Origin of the sequence: Paenisporosarcina sp. NPDC076907 (assembly GCF_050269735.1) — a bacterium.
In the GTDB taxonomy this organism is placed as follows: Bacteria; Bacillota; Bacilli; order Bacillales_A; family Planococcaceae; genus Paenisporosarcina.
On sequence record NZ_JBNNIX010000002.1, the window covers coordinates 35,296 to 52,013 of the forward strand.

The following is a 16,718-nucleotide window of genomic DNA, read 5'->3' on the forward strand; positions in this document are numbered from 1 at the left end:
GTCATGAAAAATGAATAGCTGATACATAGCAATGTGGCAAGGAAAGAAGGCATGTTCTAAAATATCCACTAGTTGATAATCGTTATCAATTAAGGGTTTTAGCTATCTAAAAGGGCAGGTTCATGCCATTAGTTCCGGTGTGCCGTTGGTTTACTGGAATTAAAAACAGTCTAAAAGTTGTAAGTTTTGGACATCCAACAAAACAGAGTGATTTTCTATTCATATGGCCCTTGTGTATATCTATAAGTTAGTCTAGAATTAAATGTACAGAAGATATTAGACTTTTAGATAAGGGGGATGTACATCATGAATAAATTAGTTGGCTATGCACGTGTTTCTTCAGTGGGGCAAGATTTAGAACTTCAAATTGAGAAGCTGAAGGAATACAGTTGTGAACGGATATTTCAAGAAAAGCAAAGTGGTGCTAAATCAGATAGGGAAGAACTGGCTAAAGCACTGGACTATTTAAGGGAAGGCGATAAGCTGGTTGTATATAAAATAGATAGGCTGGCACGTTCTACTTTTGATTTACATAAGATTGCAAGGCAACTATCAGATAGAGGGATAGGACTTGTATTCATTAAAGAACAGATTGACTTCACTACACCAGCCGGAAAGCTAATGTTTACCATGCTAGGTGCTATAGCTGAATTTGAACGTGATTTGATTAATGAAAGAACAACTGAAGGGCGTGAACGTGCTAAAGCACAAGGTAAGCACATGGGCCGTAAAGGACAGGATGAAAAGGCTGTTAAAAAGGCATTGAAGCTGTATCAGGACAGAGAGAATAACGGATTAAGTGTGAATGACATAGTGAAAATGACTGGCGTTCCACGGTCAACAATCTATGCAAAAGCCAAGCCACTAACAAAGGAAGCTGGTGTATAAGATGAATTGCTATAATATTGCTAAAGGCGATAAAGTAAATGTGTTTGCCGGAACTTCTTACAATGGTGAAATAGTAGAAGTTTTAGCTGACGGTTTTTGGCTTACTGAAGATTATGAAATGGAAGAGTACATACTATTTATTGAAGTTGAATCCTTACATGCAATCCAGTAGCGTTTTAGCGTATGGCATTTATCCGGCTGTACGCTTTATTTTATGGCTATTAACAGGGCTACAATGGGCTTACAGGGGGCTTATAGGATAGCGGTTAATTGATGTACCCATATAGTTTCAGAGGTCTTATATAGCCTTGTATGGGGCTTGTATACCCTCGGTTGCTGGGGTTGTATATTCATAGTGGTATGAGGGCTTATACGGACTTTTAAGGGCTTATTGTGAGGGTGTAGCAAAAAGGGTAGCAATAGCTGTATTCAATCGCTATACAGTCTATGGCAGGGCTTGTGTAGAAGCTTGCTGTACATTAATATTCTCAATTGGAAAGTCATAAATGTAGGGTCGTGCGTTAGCTTGCTTTATCGTATTAATCTACAGATTCATTGATTATTAATAGTCAAACCAGCCCCCCCACAGGGGGGATGGGGGCGAGATTCGCCACACACACTACTTCAACAATTTCTATACCATTTTCTATACCTCGACTATAAAGCACCTTCTAAATTACATGGGTGAAATTTATTTTTTTTTTTTTCAAATCTTTTGGTCTAGGTACATAACATCTTATAAAGTCATTTTTTTCCTTATATACAAGAGAAAAGTAATTATGGTAAAATCGAAATTGAGTTACAATTACATAGATGGTAACTATTAGAAAACAATGGGGGAATAGAAGTGACAAATCAACAGATGAGTAAAGAAGAACTAAAGCAAGCAAAGAAGGATGCTAAAAATCTATTGAAAAAGCCATTCTATAAAAAAGTTTGGTTTTGGGCATTGGTAGTAATCGTGTTAATCATCGCTGCAAATGGTGGTGGTGAAGATACTGGTACAACTGATACTGCTAGTGGTGATTCAGGCAAAGAAGAAACAAAGGTTGAAACGTCTGCACCAGCTAAAACTGAAGCTAAAAAAGAAACTAAAAAAGAAGAAGTAAAAGTTGCTGGTGTTGGTGAAGTGGTTAAGGTCGGTGACGTGGAATTTATAGTAAACTCTACATCAACTGCAAAAAGTGTTGGTGGGGAATACGGTGAAAAATCACAAGGAACATACTTATTGATTAATGTTTCTGTGAAAAACGTTGGTACTGAAGCAATTACTACTGATTCTTCTTTCTTCCAATTGAAATCAGGTGAAAAAACATTTGATGCCGATTCTACTGCGGCAATTTATGCAAACCCTGATACGGAATTTTTCCTTGAACAAGTTAATCCTGATTTAACTGCTAAAGGTTACGTTGTATTTGACGTTTCAGATGAAGTATTGAACAACCCTGAATTAATGCTACAAGTTCAAACTGGCTTCTTCGGAACTGAAACAGGATTAATCAAAATTGCACAATAAAAATTAAACACTTAGGTGGTGCTTAAATGCACCATCTTTTTTATGGAAATTTTCTAGCATACAGTTCAAGCATATTAAGGGATTAAAGGATAAGTATCCGCTGAATGAAAGTTATCACGCTTAGAATCGCCACCAGCAACACAAAGACAATGAAAAAAGCCACCATACGCTGAAAAGTACAGTGGTGAGTATTCATTCATACAAAGTATTCAATTTCAAGTTCTGCACCGTAATCTTTTCTTAGGGGATTCTTTGCACCAAGCTTCTGTATTTCTTCAGGAATTATTCTTTTATATTGTATCTTCTTAATGAACTGTTTAAGCATCAGGTTTATTTGTTCAGATGATTTGCCATCAAGTTCTTCTATCAGTTTCACAACGTGTACACGCTTTTTTATTTCATCCTGAACCGAGGGTTGTTTCATTTTTATTAGTAAATTTTCTAGCTGTTTCTGAACACGTTCTTTAGTATTGATATTGTTTTGTTTTTCTTCTCTAAAAAATTCTTCTTGAGTTGCGTTCTCAATCCCTTGCATTTCATACTTCAGTTCCATCTTCATTAGACCTTTCATTTCTGAATCCAATTGAAGTAGTTGCTTTTGCAATTGTTTCTGCATGGATATATGTTCTTCTTGTAGCTGTTCAACATTATCTTGAAGAAGCAGTTGTATTTCTTCTTCAACCTGTAACTTGCGTTCTAGCACTTTCAGAATAATATCACGTTCGACATACACTGCAAGGAATCCACTATTCACGCACTTACTGCCGTCTTGCATTAAATCCGTACAACTTCTAATCAGATAACATTGTTTCTTAGCTTCATAGCTGATACGGACTTTACGACCACACACACCACAATATATTAAATCCTTTAATATAGAAGGTTCTGTTTTAGAAGTGAGTTTTTCCCTTGAACCAGCATACACTTCTGCACGATTTGCACGCTTTTCCTGAACACTATCAAATACTTCAGGTGCAATGATTGCTGGATGAGTACCTTCGACAACAATTGTTTCTTTTGCTTTACGAACTGTTTTGATTTCCCCAGTTTCTTTATCTTTTACTTTTAGGTTCTCGACATTGTTATAGACGGTAAAGCCCTTATACGTTTGTACTTTCAGCATTTCCTTTACTGCACGTGTGGAGTATGCATTTCCTTTTGCAGTTGTGTAACCAGCATCATTTAATGCTTGTGCAATTTTAGATGCACCATAACCATCGTTACATAGTTTAAAGGCGTATCGAACTGTATCAGCAGTTTCTTCATCTATTTCAAGTTTCTTTGACACTGGATTACGTTTGTATCCTAAAGGAACTGAACCTGATGCATTTAACCCTTGTCGTGCCATTTGCAGTTTATTGTTCTTTATACGTTTGCCAATAATCATACGTTCATATGCATTTACAGAACTACTTATTCGATACATGAAAACATCTGATTCATTAGATAAATCATATACTGAATCAGGGGAAATTCCTTTAGCAAGTGGTACATCGATGGGAATTCATGAATCCCAATCCCTGTTCTATGAAAACTTTGTCGGACGTAATGAAAAGTTTTGGGAGCATAATTATGCCAAGCTACAAGCGTATGCGCCAGAACAATTTGGTCATATTGCAGTTGAAGATTTCTTGGCAGCGATCAATGAATCCAAATCTTCGCTTATTCGAATTGAAGCGGATGAGTTAACATATCCATTACATATCATGATTCGCTATGAAATTGAAAAAAGACTATTCAATGGAGACATGAGAGTAGAAGATCTGCCTCAAATCTGGAACGATAAATATGAAGAGTATTTAGGTGTAAGACCTTCTAATGATGGAGAAGGAATTTTACAGGATGTTCACTGGGCTGGAGGGGCATTTGGTTACTTCCCTTCATACGCACTTGGTTATATGTATGCTTCGCAATTAAAAGCAGAAATGTTGAAAGACTTGCCAAACTTTGATGAACTATGCGCCACAGGTGAGTTAGAACCGGTGAAAACATGGCTGACTGAAAAAGTGCATCGTCACGGGAGTATGAAGAAGCCTTTGGAAATTCTGACAGAAGCTACTGGTGAAGGGTTAAACGCTACGTACTTAGCCGAGTATCTGGAAGAAAAGTATACACGTTTATATAATTTGAATTCATAAGTAGGCTTGTGAAGGAGAGTATCATAATGAAAATCGCAATTTTATCCGATATACATGGTAACATGCCTGCACTTGAAGCAGTTTTTGAAGATATCTGCCTTCGGAATATTGATGAGATTGTCTGCATTGGAGACCTCGTAGGCAAAGGTCCGGAACCGGCGGAAGTCATTGGATTTGTTAAAGAAAATTGTCACGTCGTCATTCGAGGAAATTGGGATGAATTCATTTTAAATGAATCAGATAGCCATTCTATTAAGTGGCAGCAAAGCTATTTGAGTGAAGACAACAAAATCTATTTAAAACAACTTCCATTCAGTTATGAATTTATGCTGGGAGATAAGTTCATTCGCTGCGTTCATGCCTCTCCACGATCGGCACATGAACGAATCACACCTTTTCAACCTCTGGAAAAGCAAGAAACATTGTTTGAAAACAGTGATGTTACGATGAATATTTGTGGGGAACGAACGCTGGATTATTATATTTACGGAGATATCCATTATGCCTGCATTAAACCCATCGACGGAAAAGGAATATTGGTCAATGTAGGGAGTGTCGGCAATCCTCTGGATATTCCTGAAGCATCATATGGAATTATCGAGCATGTTGGCAACAGTGTCAGTGTGCAACTTGTACGTGTACCATACGATAAGAAAGCGGTATTGCAAAAAGCAAAAGATGTTGGGATGCCGAACATTGAGGTATATGAAGCCGAGATAATGAAATGTATTTATAGAGGGCAGCAAAAGAAAGAAGCTCAGACAACCTGAGCTTCTTTTTTTGGGCTTTTATAAGGGAAGGAGAGATCAATATCATTACTCATTAAGAAGAAATGAGAATGACAAGATGACTTTTTGTATGTCTTTTTGAAACTTTAAAACGATTATACAAAACAAAAATTTTTCAACAAATAAAATTCCAATTATTGTTAACCTGATTCTTTAGGCATAGATAAAAATGAAATTCTTATAAAATTAGAGTTTTTAAGGTGGGAGTAGTCTAGCTTAAAAAAAAATTCAAAATTTTGTTAAAACAGTATGTTAAACTTGAAAATTTAGCCATTTATTTACCGTTAAAATGGAAGTTATACTGGGTTTGTATAGAGCAAAAGTCACTATTTATAACAATTCATAACTACATACAAATTGACCAATTATGTAAGTATTTAGTCTATATTACTTATTTTTAAAGTTTTTAATTAATAGAGTCGTGATTTGGAAATAACATTTGTACATCAGAACTCAATCCTGACATGATGTTGAATAATTTTATGGAGCTCAGATTAAATCATGTTATGTATCATTTTACCTAACGCCAATTAGGTACTAAATATCAATTCTGAAAACGCGGGATATTAGCGACAAATTATGACAAATAAACTACTTTCATTCTTTTATAGTTTGATTAACAACTAGAGCTTCACGATCGACACCACTGATACTGTTTGCCTAAATGATTAGGGAAAGGGGGCCATGGGTGTTTTTATTTGGTCATTTTTGTGGGAGTGTAAACTGCAATCCGCTTTATGAAAGGCAAGAAAGGAAGATTAAAAGGGAGGAAAGAAGATGACGAAGAAAAATAGTTCTAAAAAATCTTTCAACATTGCTGTTTCTTTACTCATGACCTTGTCTCTAATCGCACCTGGAGTCGCGAGTGCCGAAACAACTAGTAAACTGCACGAGTCGCTTTATAATTCGAACTTGAATACAAGCGCAAAAGTGAGCGAACGTTTGCTATCGAATTTTAAAGAAGATGAGAAAGTTACCTTCTTAATAAAATTCAAAGAAAAAGCGGATACGCAAAAAGTGGTCGAAGAGGCTAAGAAAAATTCTCAAAAAGCGAAATTATCTTCTAAAAAATCATTAATGGTCCAGCGTTCTGCATTAGTATCTGAACTAAAAGCGACTTCCCTTCAGGAGCAACAAAAAGTAAAACATTATCTTGAACAAGAAGTTGCTAAAGGCAATGTTGAAGATATCCATTCGTATTATATTGTAAACGGGATGGCTGTTACAGCAACGAAAGAAGTAGCAGAAAAAGTAGCTACTTTTGCGGAAGTTGAAAAAGTGCTGCCGAATGAAATGCGACAACTTTTTACAACAAAAACGAAAGAAGTTGTGGCGCCTGAATCTGAAGTTGCCAATATTGAATGGAATGTTCAACGTGTTAAAGCTCCCGATGTTTGGGCGATGGGAATTGATGGAGCTGGAACGGTTGTAGCGAGCATTGATACAGGAGTTCAATGGGATCATCCAGCATTAAAAGAAAAATATCGTGGTTATAATGCTTTAACAGGTCAGGCAAATCATGACTTCAACTGGTTTGACGCAACAACTGGACAAACCACACCATACGATGACTTAGATCATGGAACACATGTGACAGGGACAATGGTAGGTAGTGAACCAAATGGATCTAACCAGGTAGGAGTAGCACCTGGTGCGAAATTCATTTCTGTTAAAGCATTTGCTGCAAATGGCGGGTCAGATGTTGACCTTCTAGAAGCTGCAGAATGGATATTAGCACCAACAGATTCTGAAGGAAATGCCCGTGTCGATATGGCTCCTGATGTTGTAAACAACTCTTGGGGTGGTGGTCCAGGTCTTGACGAATGGTATCGTGATGTAGTCAACAACTGGCGTGCAGCAGAAATTTTCCCTGAATTTTCAGCAGGAAACACAACTCCAACAAATCCAGGTGGTCCGGGTTCTGTTGCATCACCTGCAAACTATCCTGAATCATTTGCAACAGGTGCAACTGATATTAACAACGTAGTAGGTAATTTCTCTTTACGAGGACCTTCTCCTTATGCTGAAATCAAACCAGATATCTCGGCTCCAGGAGTTAATATCCGTTCTTCTGTACCTGGTGGTGGCTATGAAGGCGGTTGGAATGGAACATCCATGTCTGGACCAGCTATATCCGGGGTTGCGGCATTGTTGCGCCAAGTAAACGCTAACTTAACCGTTGAAGAAATGGAACAAATTTTACTTGAAACAGCAATCCCATTAACTGACTCACAATATCCACAAACACCGAATCACGGGTATGGATATGGTTTAGTAGATGCGTATGAAGCGGTGTCTTCAATCATGAACGGTATTGGGAAAATTGGTGGACAAGTTACGAAGCAAGGTGTAGATGAAGAAGCACCAGTCTTTGAACATAGTTCTCCTATAGAAACGTATGAAGGCATGGATTTGGACTTGGCGGTAACAGTAACAGATAACATCAGCGTTTCATCCGTTGAATTAAGTTATTTGGATGGAAACAATGAATGGCAAACTATGGCGGCTTCAAGAATTTCTGGTGACTACAAAGTTGGTGAATACACTGTTACGATTCCTGGAACTTCAGTAACAGGGGGATCATTTACTTATAAATGGATCATCAATGATTTCGGAAACAACGTTGTCAATAGTGAAGAATATATGGTTGAAGTGAAACCGGGTATTACGGTTGGTTACTTCGAAGATTTTGAAACTGCTACAATTGGCTGGACTTCATTCGGTGAAATGAACAGCTGGGAGTGGGGAGTTCCAACGTCTGGACCTGGAAATGCGGCGTCTGGTGAAAAAGTATATGCAACAAATTTAGAAGGTAAGTATGACAATAACATGAACGCAACACTCGTTCTCCCTCCAGTTAATCTGCCAGAAGGTAATTCGTATCTGCAGTTCAAACACTGGCATAGTTTTGAACAATCTTCATCAGGAAGAGCATGGGATTACGGTCATGTGTTTGTTTCAACAGATAGACAAGAGTGGACACAGTTAAAAATGTTCCAAGGAGAATCAGGAGCATGGTTAGATGGGGAAGTAAACTTGTCAGCGTTTAGTGGTCAACGTGTTTACTTGGCTTTTCACGCATTCTCCGATGGCAGTGTTGTGAGAGACGGCTGGTATATCGATGATGTCGCATTAACCGATATAGCCCAAACTGAGAATGTTTCAAATGAGAACAAAGGCAGCATTGGTCTAGGCTTAATCACAGATGATAATAAAGAAGCAATGAAAGAAGCGATTGACCCATCAAAAATTAGACCTTCAATACCTGTAAAAGAAGTTTTGCCAGTATCAGAGTCACCGATTCATCCGACTTTATTGCCAATTGGTGCTCAAGTCAGTGTGCTTGAATCGGGACGCTCAGTCTATACAAATCCTGCAGATGGCACATATTCAATGACGCATGTTCCTGGTACATTCACAGTGAAAGCGGAAGCTTATGGATACCACTCAAATCAACAGACGGTGACAATCGAAGCAGACGCAACAGCACAAGCGGATTTCACTTTGGATGAAATTGCACAAAACACTGTAAGCGGAACAATAACTGACGAATCGACAGGAGAAGGAATCGCAGGTGCAACACTTCTACTTGTTGAAGATGCCAATATCACGCCTGTTGAAACAGATGATTCAGGTCACTACAGCATCACAGCTTACGAAGGCAATTATACGCTAAAAGTAATTGCACGTGGCTATCATAGTAAAGATGCATCCGTCACAATCGGAGCAAACGCACTTGAATTAAGTCTTGCACTTGAACCGTTCTACACATATCCAGGTGGTGAAATTGGTTATGATGATGGAACAGCTGAAAATGCACGCGCATTCAATGCAGCTGGTAATGCTTGGGCAGTGAAAATGTCTCTTCCTGAAGGAAAAGAAAATGGCATTGTTACTGATGGCGTATTCCGTTTCTGGGATACTGAGTGGCCAGTGCCAGGTGGAACAGCATTTGCAGTGGAAGTTTGGGATGCTACTGGTCCTGAAGGAGCACCAGGTAAAAAACTCACAGAATCAATTAATGCAACAGCTTTACGCAACGGAGAATGGACAGTAGTTGACTTAACCGAACATAACATCGTTGTAAATGGTGACTTCTACATGGTTTACAGACAAACATTTGCAAATCCAAACACGCCAGGACTTGCTACTGATGAAAATGGAACAAATGCGGAAAGAAGTTACCAATCTGTTTCAGGTACATGGTCAGCTTCCCCAGTAGCTGAAGGAAACTATATGATTCGTGCTCGTGTTAGTTATGAAGTAAGTGCACCAGTCATTACATCACCAACTTCTGATTTAGCAACAAATAATTCAGCTATCACTATTGAAGGTAGTGCATCACCTACCACAACAATTCAACTGAAAAATAATGATGGAGATGCAGGTTCAGTAGTAGTAGGAAATGATGGTAAATTTGTCATCCAAACAGAATTGAGTGAAGGGTTGAATGTATTTACAGCAATTTCATCTCTTGATGGTAGAGTGACGGGTGAATCTTCTCCCGTATCTGTTATCTTGGACACCGTGCAACCAAATCTAACAATCGACAGCCCGATAAACGGAGATAAAACAAATCGGGAGACGGTTACAGTAGAAGGTAGTGTCGAAGATGCCAACCTTGATTGGGTGAAAGTAAACGGTCAAATTGCAGCAGTCGTAAACGGAAAATATTCAAAACGTATAATTTTGGATACTGGTGCAAATGAAATAACAGTTGTAGCAAGAGATAAAGCAAACAACAGCATGTCGAAAACAGTGACAGTACATGCAAAATATGTTGCACCTGTCATTACAAACTTAAAACCAGACCAAGATCTCAATCTTAAAAATGGCAAAACTGTTAAAGTTGAATTTGATAGTGAACCTGGACTAAGATCAACTTTTGTCATCCATATGCCACTAACAAATATGGGCGGACAACTTCAAAACGCTACAGAATTACCAATGACAGAGCAAGCGAACGGTCATTATGTAGGCTATTATACGGTTCCAAAAGGTACAGTAGCTAATGGTGCAGTAATTGAAGTGAAAGCAGTCGATAGCTTCAATAACGAAACACGCCAGACGGCAAAAGGTAAACTGTATCTAAACATTAAAGGTAAGTGAAAAGTAGAATTCCAAGCGGGAAATACTAGAGAGAAGATACCCTTCTCTCTGGTGTTTTTTTGTCTTTATTTGATTTTGAGTATCTATTTTAAATTAAATGTACAACTACAATAAAAAAACGATAAGCCATCACCTCTTAATTATCAAACCTTTCAATAAGATTATGTATGTTGATATGGGTAAAATAATCATCAATAATTTTCAACTTTTTATCCATACTATCAGTTGAGGTGAATCAATTGTATAAACTTTTGTCGCACAACGATTTAGATGGAGTTGGGTGTGGAATTCTCGCGAAACTTGCTTTTGGCAAGCAGGTTAAGGTCAGATACAATTCGGTATCAAATCTGGATCGTGAAGTGGTTTGGTTTTTGGAGAATGATGACAAAAACACTCTATTATTCATAACTGATCTGTCTGTAAATAAAGAAAATGAACAAAAGCTGAATGATTTTTATCAAATTACTGGGAATGTCCAACTTATCGATCATCATAAAACATCTCTTCATTTCAATGAATATGAGTGGGGACACGTACTGGTTGAAGATGAACAAGGAAAATTAACATCCGCCACTTCTTTGTTTTATCATTACCTTGTCTCTCAACAATTATTAGAGTCCAATGGAGCTATTTCAGAGTTTGTTGAGCTTGTCAGGCAGTATGATACATGGGAATGGGAAAGAAATGAAAACTTTGATGCGCAGCGGCTGAATGCGCTCTTTTATTTAATTTCAATAGAGGAATTCGAAGAAAAAATGATTGAACGGCTTAAAATAGGCGATCGTTTCAATTTTGATGATTTTGAAAAGAAACTCTTGGACATGGAAGAAAATAAAATCGAACGTTATATAAAACGTAAGAAAAAAGAAATTGTGCAAGCCAAGATCGGAGAATATTTGGCAGGTATTGTGTATGCAGAATCCTACCATTCAGAACTCGGGAATGAATTGGGCAAAGCATATCCACATCTTGATTACATCGTAATTTTAAATATGGGCGGCAAGAGAGTCGGTTACCGTACCGTACATGACCATGTGGACGTATCAGAAATTGCAGGAAAATACGGTGGTGGTGGACATGCGAAAGCATCAGGAAGTTCATTAACTGATGCCGCATACACACAGTTTGTGACAGATACGTTTAAGTTGGATCCTATTCGAGAAGATGCACAACGTAACCGATATAATCTGAAGAAATCATCGTTCGGATCTCTTTATAAAAATATTATGGAAGAGACCTTCTTTATTCATTCAATTAGTGATCAAGAATGGAAAATTGATCATAATAACCATATATTAGACCAAAAATTCGCAAGCTTTGATGAAGTGGAGAATTTCTTGAAAAGAAATTATTCGGCATGGTTAGTAAGAGATGATACTTTTGTTGCTTACTTAATGAATCATGCAACAAGAGTTAAGAAAAATGAATAGCGAAAAGTATAGGTATTTTTAAACTCTCTGGGCATCCTATTACGTAGAGAATAACAAGGAGGTAGTATTTTTTATGGGATTAAGTAAAGAAATTCAGGCATTAAAGGATTATCGGAGTGGTGACCGTAATGTTCTGAGCGTTTATTTAAATACAAATCCAGGCGATCCAGATCAATTGAATGGCGGATGGAAAATTCATTTAAAGAATGGCTTGAAGGACATTGAAAAGAGTTTAACGGCATCTGAAAAAGATACTGAACTTAAGTATTTCAAGGAAACAAAGAAAAAAGTAATGGATGAAATTGATAATAACAAAGATGATCTTCACAAAGGGGCTGTAATTTTCGCCTCTGAGAATCCACCATTATGGTCCGTGCACTATGTACAAGTCCCAGTAAAATCGGGATTTCATTGGGAAGATCGACCAGTTGTTGAACAGTTTGAATATATGTATAAAGCTTATCCAGATGCAGGAATAATCTTACCAAGTTTCGGTGAAGTCCGTATTTTGGATACATCAATGGGATTTGTCAAAGAGGATATGGTGTATAGTTTCGACCCGAACCTGGAAGTATGGGGTGAGGAAAAAAATATGGATCCTACAGGACCGCATAAAATTGGAAGCAGTAAAGTTGATTTGATTGAGTCTCGACTAAAAGAGAATTTACAAAGATTTTTTAAAGGAATGGGTGCCAACGTAGATAAAATGAAGAAAGAGCGAGGCTGGAAAGAAATCCATGTTGCTGGTGAAACGGAATTAGCGATTGCGTTCGCAGAAACTTTACGTGAAAAACCAGCCAGCTGTATTTATAAAAACTTAAATAACAGCAAACCACATATCATCATTAACCAAGTTTTGGAGAAATGATAATTCAAGAAAATAAAAAAGGAACCAAAACGAAACAGTTTTGGTTCCTTTGCTTTTATCATGGGTACTTTAAGTCATGTTTGTCTCGGTTCTTTTAATGTCATTAAAACTGCTATTTTTCATTCTATTGAATTAAGCCTTTCAATAATTCTTCTTTTTCTGTAGAGCATTTTTCCGGCTTCAGCTATATCGGTAATGGCCGAACGATTAATAAATGCCCCAAAAATAAGACCGGCAATGGGAATTATTTGAAATAACTTCTTCCAGCCAAATTGGTCACGATAAGAGAACACTACTTCACGCCATCCTTGAAGTTCTGAAAGTACTTCTCTTTTTAATGAATCATCTTGATTGTCGAATTGTGATAATTGATCAAGAATGGCATGTTTTCCAACAATATCTGCTGACACGAACTGAAGGCATTTCACAATAAACAAACGTTCTTCTTTGTCATTAGGATTATATCCATAGCAAATGGCAATATCCTGAAGGGTTTTTAATTGTAATCCCAAAAGGAGCGGAATATCAATTGATAATGTAAAAATACCCCCTATTCCAGTACTGGCACCTTGAATTGTCGCAAATCGTTTTCGGTTAATGGTTAATTTATCTGTTGCTTGATCCATTGAGAATAATGAAAGTTTCGCCACTTCATTTAATGTTGTTACTTCTTCACCAGGAAAATAGGACGGGATGGATGAAACCGTGCTTAAATAGCTCCCGCCAGTTTGAACATATTTGCCGAGTTCATCTAACAGTGATCCGATTTTATTTTGAATGAAGATCGGGGTCCATTTGTCGATAAACTTAAACGGCAAGCGTCCAAGTTTTTCCCAGAACCAAAGATCACTCTGATCTTTTTCCCAAACTTCTACTTTTTTTAATTCTTCTTGCAACCAAATAATAGAATCCGTCATGCTATACTCGCCTCTTTCATGAATACTAAGTAATACGGTATAGGTAATCAAAAAGTTTCATCTGAAAATACTGGATTTGTGCAAGGAAAGTCCAATAAAAAAATCAACCACTCTTACAAATGGTTGATTTAAATTATTAAAGATATTTCGCATAGCGTTTTTCTAAATAGTTTTGCAGGACCGTCATGACTGAACAAATCGCCCAGTACATAAGAGCAACAAGGATGAGAAGGGTTAATAAATCATATTCCCTTGCTCCAACGGTTCGAGCTTTCTGAAACATTTCAGGAACTGTAATCATCGCTGCCAGTGAAGATGCTTTGATTAAATCCATTAATACATTGGATAGTGGTGGTACGGCGATTCTAACGGATTGTGGAAGAATAATTCTTCTCATAGACTGCCAATAAGTCAGACCAAGAGCTTTAGAAGATTCCCATTGTCCATGATCAACAGAAGAGAGTGAGGATCGAAGAATTTCAGCCATATAAGCTGCGCTATTTAAGCTGAAACCTATCAGCGCTGCTTGCACCGCTGTAAATTCTACGCCAATGACTGGAAAACCAAAGTAAAGCAAAAACAGAATTACCAGAATCGGTACACCTCGCATAAATGAAATGTACAATCTCGCTGGCCATTGTAAGAATGGCCATTTTGATGTTCTTGCCAGAGCAATGAAAAAGCCAATAATTAGTCCTGTTGCCATACTGACAATTGCTATGAGGAGCGTATGCCAAATGCCACTAAGAATATAGGGGAAAGAATCAAGAGCTAGTTGAGGATCAAATAGAAGTCCCCATTCAATTTCATTCATCCGTTTACCCCCTTGCTCAATTAATCAATCTTAACTTCTTTGGAAACATCCGCACCATTAAAGAATTTTGCGGAAATTTCACTAATCGTTCCATCTTCAAGCATTTCTTTTAACACATCATTAACGTGATCTTCGAGCTCTGAGTTTTCTTTATTGATGACAAGACCAATCTTGGACGGACTATATTTAATATCCGGATGAATGGTGATGTTCAATTCGGGAAAAGCAGCTACAGCAAGTGTTTGAAGATAATAATCATTTAAAATGACGTCTGTGCGTCCAATCGATACATCACGTAAGTAAACTTCGTTCGGTACATTATCATACGTAACTTCTTCTGCTCCATATTGTCTTGCCATTTCCATATAAACTGATGTTGAAGCCCCAGCTGCTTTTTTACCTTTTAGATCTTCCAACGATTTAATGCCAGATAAATCATCCTTGCGAACTACAGCCGTGCCATATGAATACTTAATCGGAGTGGAGAAGATGAATTTTTCAAGTCTGTCTTCACTGATTTCAATGTCATTGGCAGCAATATCAACTTGACCAGTTTTGACACTAGTAAGCATTTCATCGAATCCAAGTTCTTTAAACTCGATATCCAGTTCCAAGCGATTTGCGACTTCACGTACAACTTCCACTTCAAATCCAGTCAATTCATCCGAGGCTTCGTCGCGGTAAGAAGTTGGGAAAAGTGTGCCGGAAGTAGCAACTGTCAGTTTACCTTCTTCTTGGATTGTATCCCAAGCTGTTGGTGATTTGGCTGATTCTTTTGAGTCATCATTTCCACATGCAGTCAAAAATAGCATCGAAGCCAATCCGATATATATTGACAATCTTTTTTTCTTCATAAAATTAGTCATAAAAAGCCTCCTTAAATTGTAATTCGCTTAAAAACATACCACTGAAGTATGAATTTGGGCAACCTTTTACTTGCTATTTCCAGAAGTAAGAATTCTTAGATTATTAATAGGTTTTAGAGATGCGAAAAGAAAAATGAGACTGATAATTAAATATGTAATGAATACTCTTATCCAATTAAAAATACATTTAATCAAAGAGATTTATTTTAATTTGAGAAAGGAGAGACTGAGGCGTGGGGATTAAGTTTATCAAGATTTCTGTTATTTACTTTACCATAGGTGTAGTGCTCGGTATGTATATGTCCATAGGGCATGATTACACATTGACAGGCGTTCACGTTCATATCAATTTGTTAGGATGGGCTTCATTTGCATTAGCGGGACTCATTTATTATTTATTTCCTAAAGCGGGGAATCACGCGCTTGCCAAAGTTCATTTTTGGGCTTCCAATATCGGATTACCACTCATGATGGTTGGATTGACTACTCTTTTACTAAGTGGTAATGAGCAGGCGATCCCAATTATTTCAATCGGCGCAACTCTAGTAGTAATTAGTGTTATCCTGTTTACGATTAATGTACTAATGAACGTTAAGTATCCTGTGATAACAGTGAAACAGTAAGGGAACAAACAAAAGACCGGTGCGGATATTTCCGTAACCGGTCTTTTGTCGTGCTATACTCCATAAATATTTTCTAGGTGAGATATATTAATTTCTCAACTTTCGCATAGAAAAATATTCTCCAATCTTATGGGATTCTAGGCTGATGCAAAAACTGATATCCCAATTGACTTTAGCCACTTAGCTCTTTCATACCCAATCATCGCACATTGATTGTACATCCTACATACCATGGAAATGAAGACAATAATGTGTTCTTAGTTATGACGAGGATTTCATCGACAACCTGTCACTTTTATTGATAGGCTATATTCTAATAATTGTGAGGTTAAGGTTAATATTCTGCAAAAGAAGAAGCGCTTGGCAAAAGATGCTTTTTCAACGTGAACGTCCTTTATTAAATCCAAGAGTCGGGTTTGTCGTAGATTAACAACTTAAAATTGTGCACACTTTAAACCAAATAGAAATAAGCTTCGCACAACCGAGTAAAATCAGAAGGAACCTGCCAAAATTTCATCTTTGGCAGGTTGTTTTCCCGAGACGAAGGTGTCGATTCTTTCGTTACCCAAAAGCACTTAAACATGAGCACATCGATTTTCGGTATGCGACAGACGAAAATTCGCCGCAGGATTGCCCAAGAGAAAGAACCCTGGCGAAGTGACAACGTCACTTCGCCAGGGTTCTTTGCGTTTAGGTCAATGGTGCAGTAAATTGAAGTCCGAAGCGAGTCGGAAGTCGATGTGATTCCATGTCAATGCATC

At 37.6% G+C, this 16,718-nt stretch carries 12 protein-coding genes and 1 pseudogene; 9 read left to right on the forward strand and 4 right to left on the reverse strand.

Annotation, left to right across the window (positions count from 1 at the left end; all coding sequences use genetic code 11):
• Positions 1 to 306 precede the first annotated feature (306 nt).
• From ACQKEV_RS07805 to ACQKEV_RS07815, 3 genes are all read left to right on the forward strand, one after another.
• Positions 307 to 888, forward strand: a complete 582-nt coding sequence (locus ACQKEV_RS07805) for a recombinase family protein (protein WP_427446175.1) — start codon at positions 307 to 309, stop codon at positions 886 to 888.
• A 1-nt stretch (position 889) separates the two neighbouring features.
• Positions 890 to 1,060, forward strand: coding sequence for a hypothetical protein (locus ACQKEV_RS07810; protein WP_427446173.1), 171 nt, complete (start codon positions 890 to 892; stop codon positions 1,058 to 1,060).
• A 675-nt stretch (positions 1,061 to 1,735) separates the two neighbouring features.
• On the forward strand, positions 1,736 to 2,404 hold the full coding sequence (locus ACQKEV_RS07815; protein ID WP_427446171.1) for a DUF4352 domain-containing protein: 669 nt from the start codon (positions 1,736 to 1,738) through the stop codon (positions 2,402 to 2,404).
• A gap of 196 nt (positions 2,405 to 2,600) precedes the next feature.
• On the opposite strand, the gene ACQKEV_RS07820 is transcribed toward ACQKEV_RS07815, so the two are convergent.
• The gene (locus tag ACQKEV_RS07820; RefSeq protein ID WP_427446169.1) at positions 2,601 to 3,830 is read right to left on the reverse strand and encodes a recombinase family protein; all 1,230 of its coding nucleotides are present in this window, start codon (positions 3,828 to 3,830) and stop codon (positions 2,601 to 2,603) included.
• 46 nt (positions 3,831 to 3,876) lie between these two features.
• On the opposite strand from ACQKEV_RS07820, the pseudogene ACQKEV_RS07825 reads away from it, so the two are divergent.
• The 5 genes and pseudogenes from ACQKEV_RS07825 to ACQKEV_RS07845 all read left to right on the forward strand — a co-directional run.
• Positions 3,877 to 4,542, forward strand: a pseudogene (locus ACQKEV_RS07825) (carboxypeptidase M32); the annotation flags it as partial.
• Positions 4,543 to 4,568: 26 nt separating this feature from the next.
• Positions 4,569 to 5,312: a metallophosphoesterase family protein gene (locus ACQKEV_RS07830; RefSeq protein ID WP_427446167.1), complete on the forward strand. Its 744-nt coding sequence runs from the start codon at positions 4,569 to 4,571 to the stop codon at positions 5,310 to 5,312.
• Positions 5,313 to 6,107: 795 nt separating this feature from the next.
• Positions 6,108 to 10,439 (forward strand): S8 family serine peptidase, encoded by a 4,332-nt coding sequence (locus ACQKEV_RS07835; RefSeq protein WP_427446165.1) that lies wholly within the window; start codon positions 6,108 to 6,110, stop codon positions 10,437 to 10,439.
• 239 nt (positions 10,440 to 10,678) lie between these two features.
• The gene (locus tag ACQKEV_RS07840) at positions 10,679 to 11,869 is read left to right on the forward strand and encodes a DHH family phosphoesterase (RefSeq protein WP_427446164.1); all 1,191 of its coding nucleotides are present in this window, start codon (positions 10,679 to 10,681) and stop codon (positions 11,867 to 11,869) included.
• 73 nt (positions 11,870 to 11,942) lie between these two features.
• Positions 11,943 to 12,737: a VLRF1 family aeRF1-type release factor gene (locus ACQKEV_RS07845; RefSeq protein WP_427446163.1), complete on the forward strand. Its 795-nt coding sequence runs from the start codon at positions 11,943 to 11,945 to the stop codon at positions 12,735 to 12,737.
• Between the two features lie 119 nt (positions 12,738 to 12,856).
• On the opposite strand, the gene ACQKEV_RS07850 is transcribed toward ACQKEV_RS07845, so the two are convergent.
• From ACQKEV_RS07850 to ACQKEV_RS07860, 3 genes are all read right to left on the reverse strand, one after another.
• Entirely contained in the window at positions 12,857 to 13,654 is a 798-nt protein-coding gene (locus ACQKEV_RS07850) for an EcsC family protein (RefSeq protein ID WP_427446162.1), read from the reverse strand.
• Between the two features lie 136 nt (positions 13,655 to 13,790).
• Positions 13,791 to 14,468, reverse strand: coding sequence for an amino acid ABC transporter permease (locus tag ACQKEV_RS07855; protein WP_427446161.1), 678 nt, complete (start codon positions 14,466 to 14,468; stop codon positions 13,791 to 13,793).
• A gap of 20 nt (positions 14,469 to 14,488) precedes the next feature.
• The gene (locus tag ACQKEV_RS07860; protein ID WP_427446160.1) at positions 14,489 to 15,334 is read right to left on the reverse strand and encodes a transporter substrate-binding domain-containing protein; all 846 of its coding nucleotides are present in this window, start codon (positions 15,332 to 15,334) and stop codon (positions 14,489 to 14,491) included.
• A 233-nt stretch (positions 15,335 to 15,567) separates the two neighbouring features.
• Here ACQKEV_RS07860 and ACQKEV_RS07865 point away from each other — a divergent pair, with 233 nt between their 5' ends.
• Positions 15,568 to 15,957 carry a cytochrome-c oxidase gene (locus ACQKEV_RS07865; protein ID WP_427446159.1) on the forward strand — a complete coding sequence of 130 codons (390 nt, stop codon included), beginning with the start codon at positions 15,568 to 15,570 and terminating at the stop codon, positions 15,955 to 15,957.
• Positions 15,958 to 16,718: the final 761 nt, after the last annotated feature.

What these genes read in the sequence shown, in the direction of transcription:
- ACQKEV_RS07845 (WP_427446163.1), top strand. Translation starts at nt 11,943, where the DNA reads ATGGGATTAAGTAAAGAAATTCAGGCATTAAAGGATTATCGGAGTGGT.
- ACQKEV_RS07820 (WP_427446169.1), bottom strand. Translation starts at nt 3,830, where the DNA reads ATGTATCGAATAAGTAGTTCTGTAAATGCATATGAACGTATGATTATT.
- ACQKEV_RS07855 (WP_427446161.1), bottom strand. Translation starts at nt 14,468, where the DNA reads ATGAATGAAATTGAATGGGGACTTCTATTTGATCCTCAACTAGCTCTT.
- ACQKEV_RS07810 (WP_427446173.1), top strand. Translation starts at nt 890, where the DNA reads ATGAATTGCTATAATATTGCTAAAGGCGATAAAGTAAATGTGTTTGCC.
- ACQKEV_RS07830 (WP_427446167.1), top strand. Translation starts at nt 4,569, where the DNA reads ATGAAAATCGCAATTTTATCCGATATACATGGTAACATGCCTGCACTT.
- ACQKEV_RS07805 (WP_427446175.1), top strand. Translation starts at nt 307, where the DNA reads ATGAATAAATTAGTTGGCTATGCACGTGTTTCTTCAGTGGGGCAAGAT.
- ACQKEV_RS07860 (WP_427446160.1), bottom strand. Translation starts at nt 15,334, where the DNA reads ATGACTAATTTTATGAAGAAAAAAAGATTGTCAATATATATCGGATTG.
- ACQKEV_RS07835 (WP_427446165.1), top strand. Translation starts at nt 6,108, where the DNA reads ATGACGAAGAAAAATAGTTCTAAAAAATCTTTCAACATTGCTGTTTCT.
- ACQKEV_RS07850 (WP_427446162.1), bottom strand. Translation starts at nt 13,654, where the DNA reads ATGACGGATTCTATTATTTGGTTGCAAGAAGAATTAAAAAAAGTAGAA.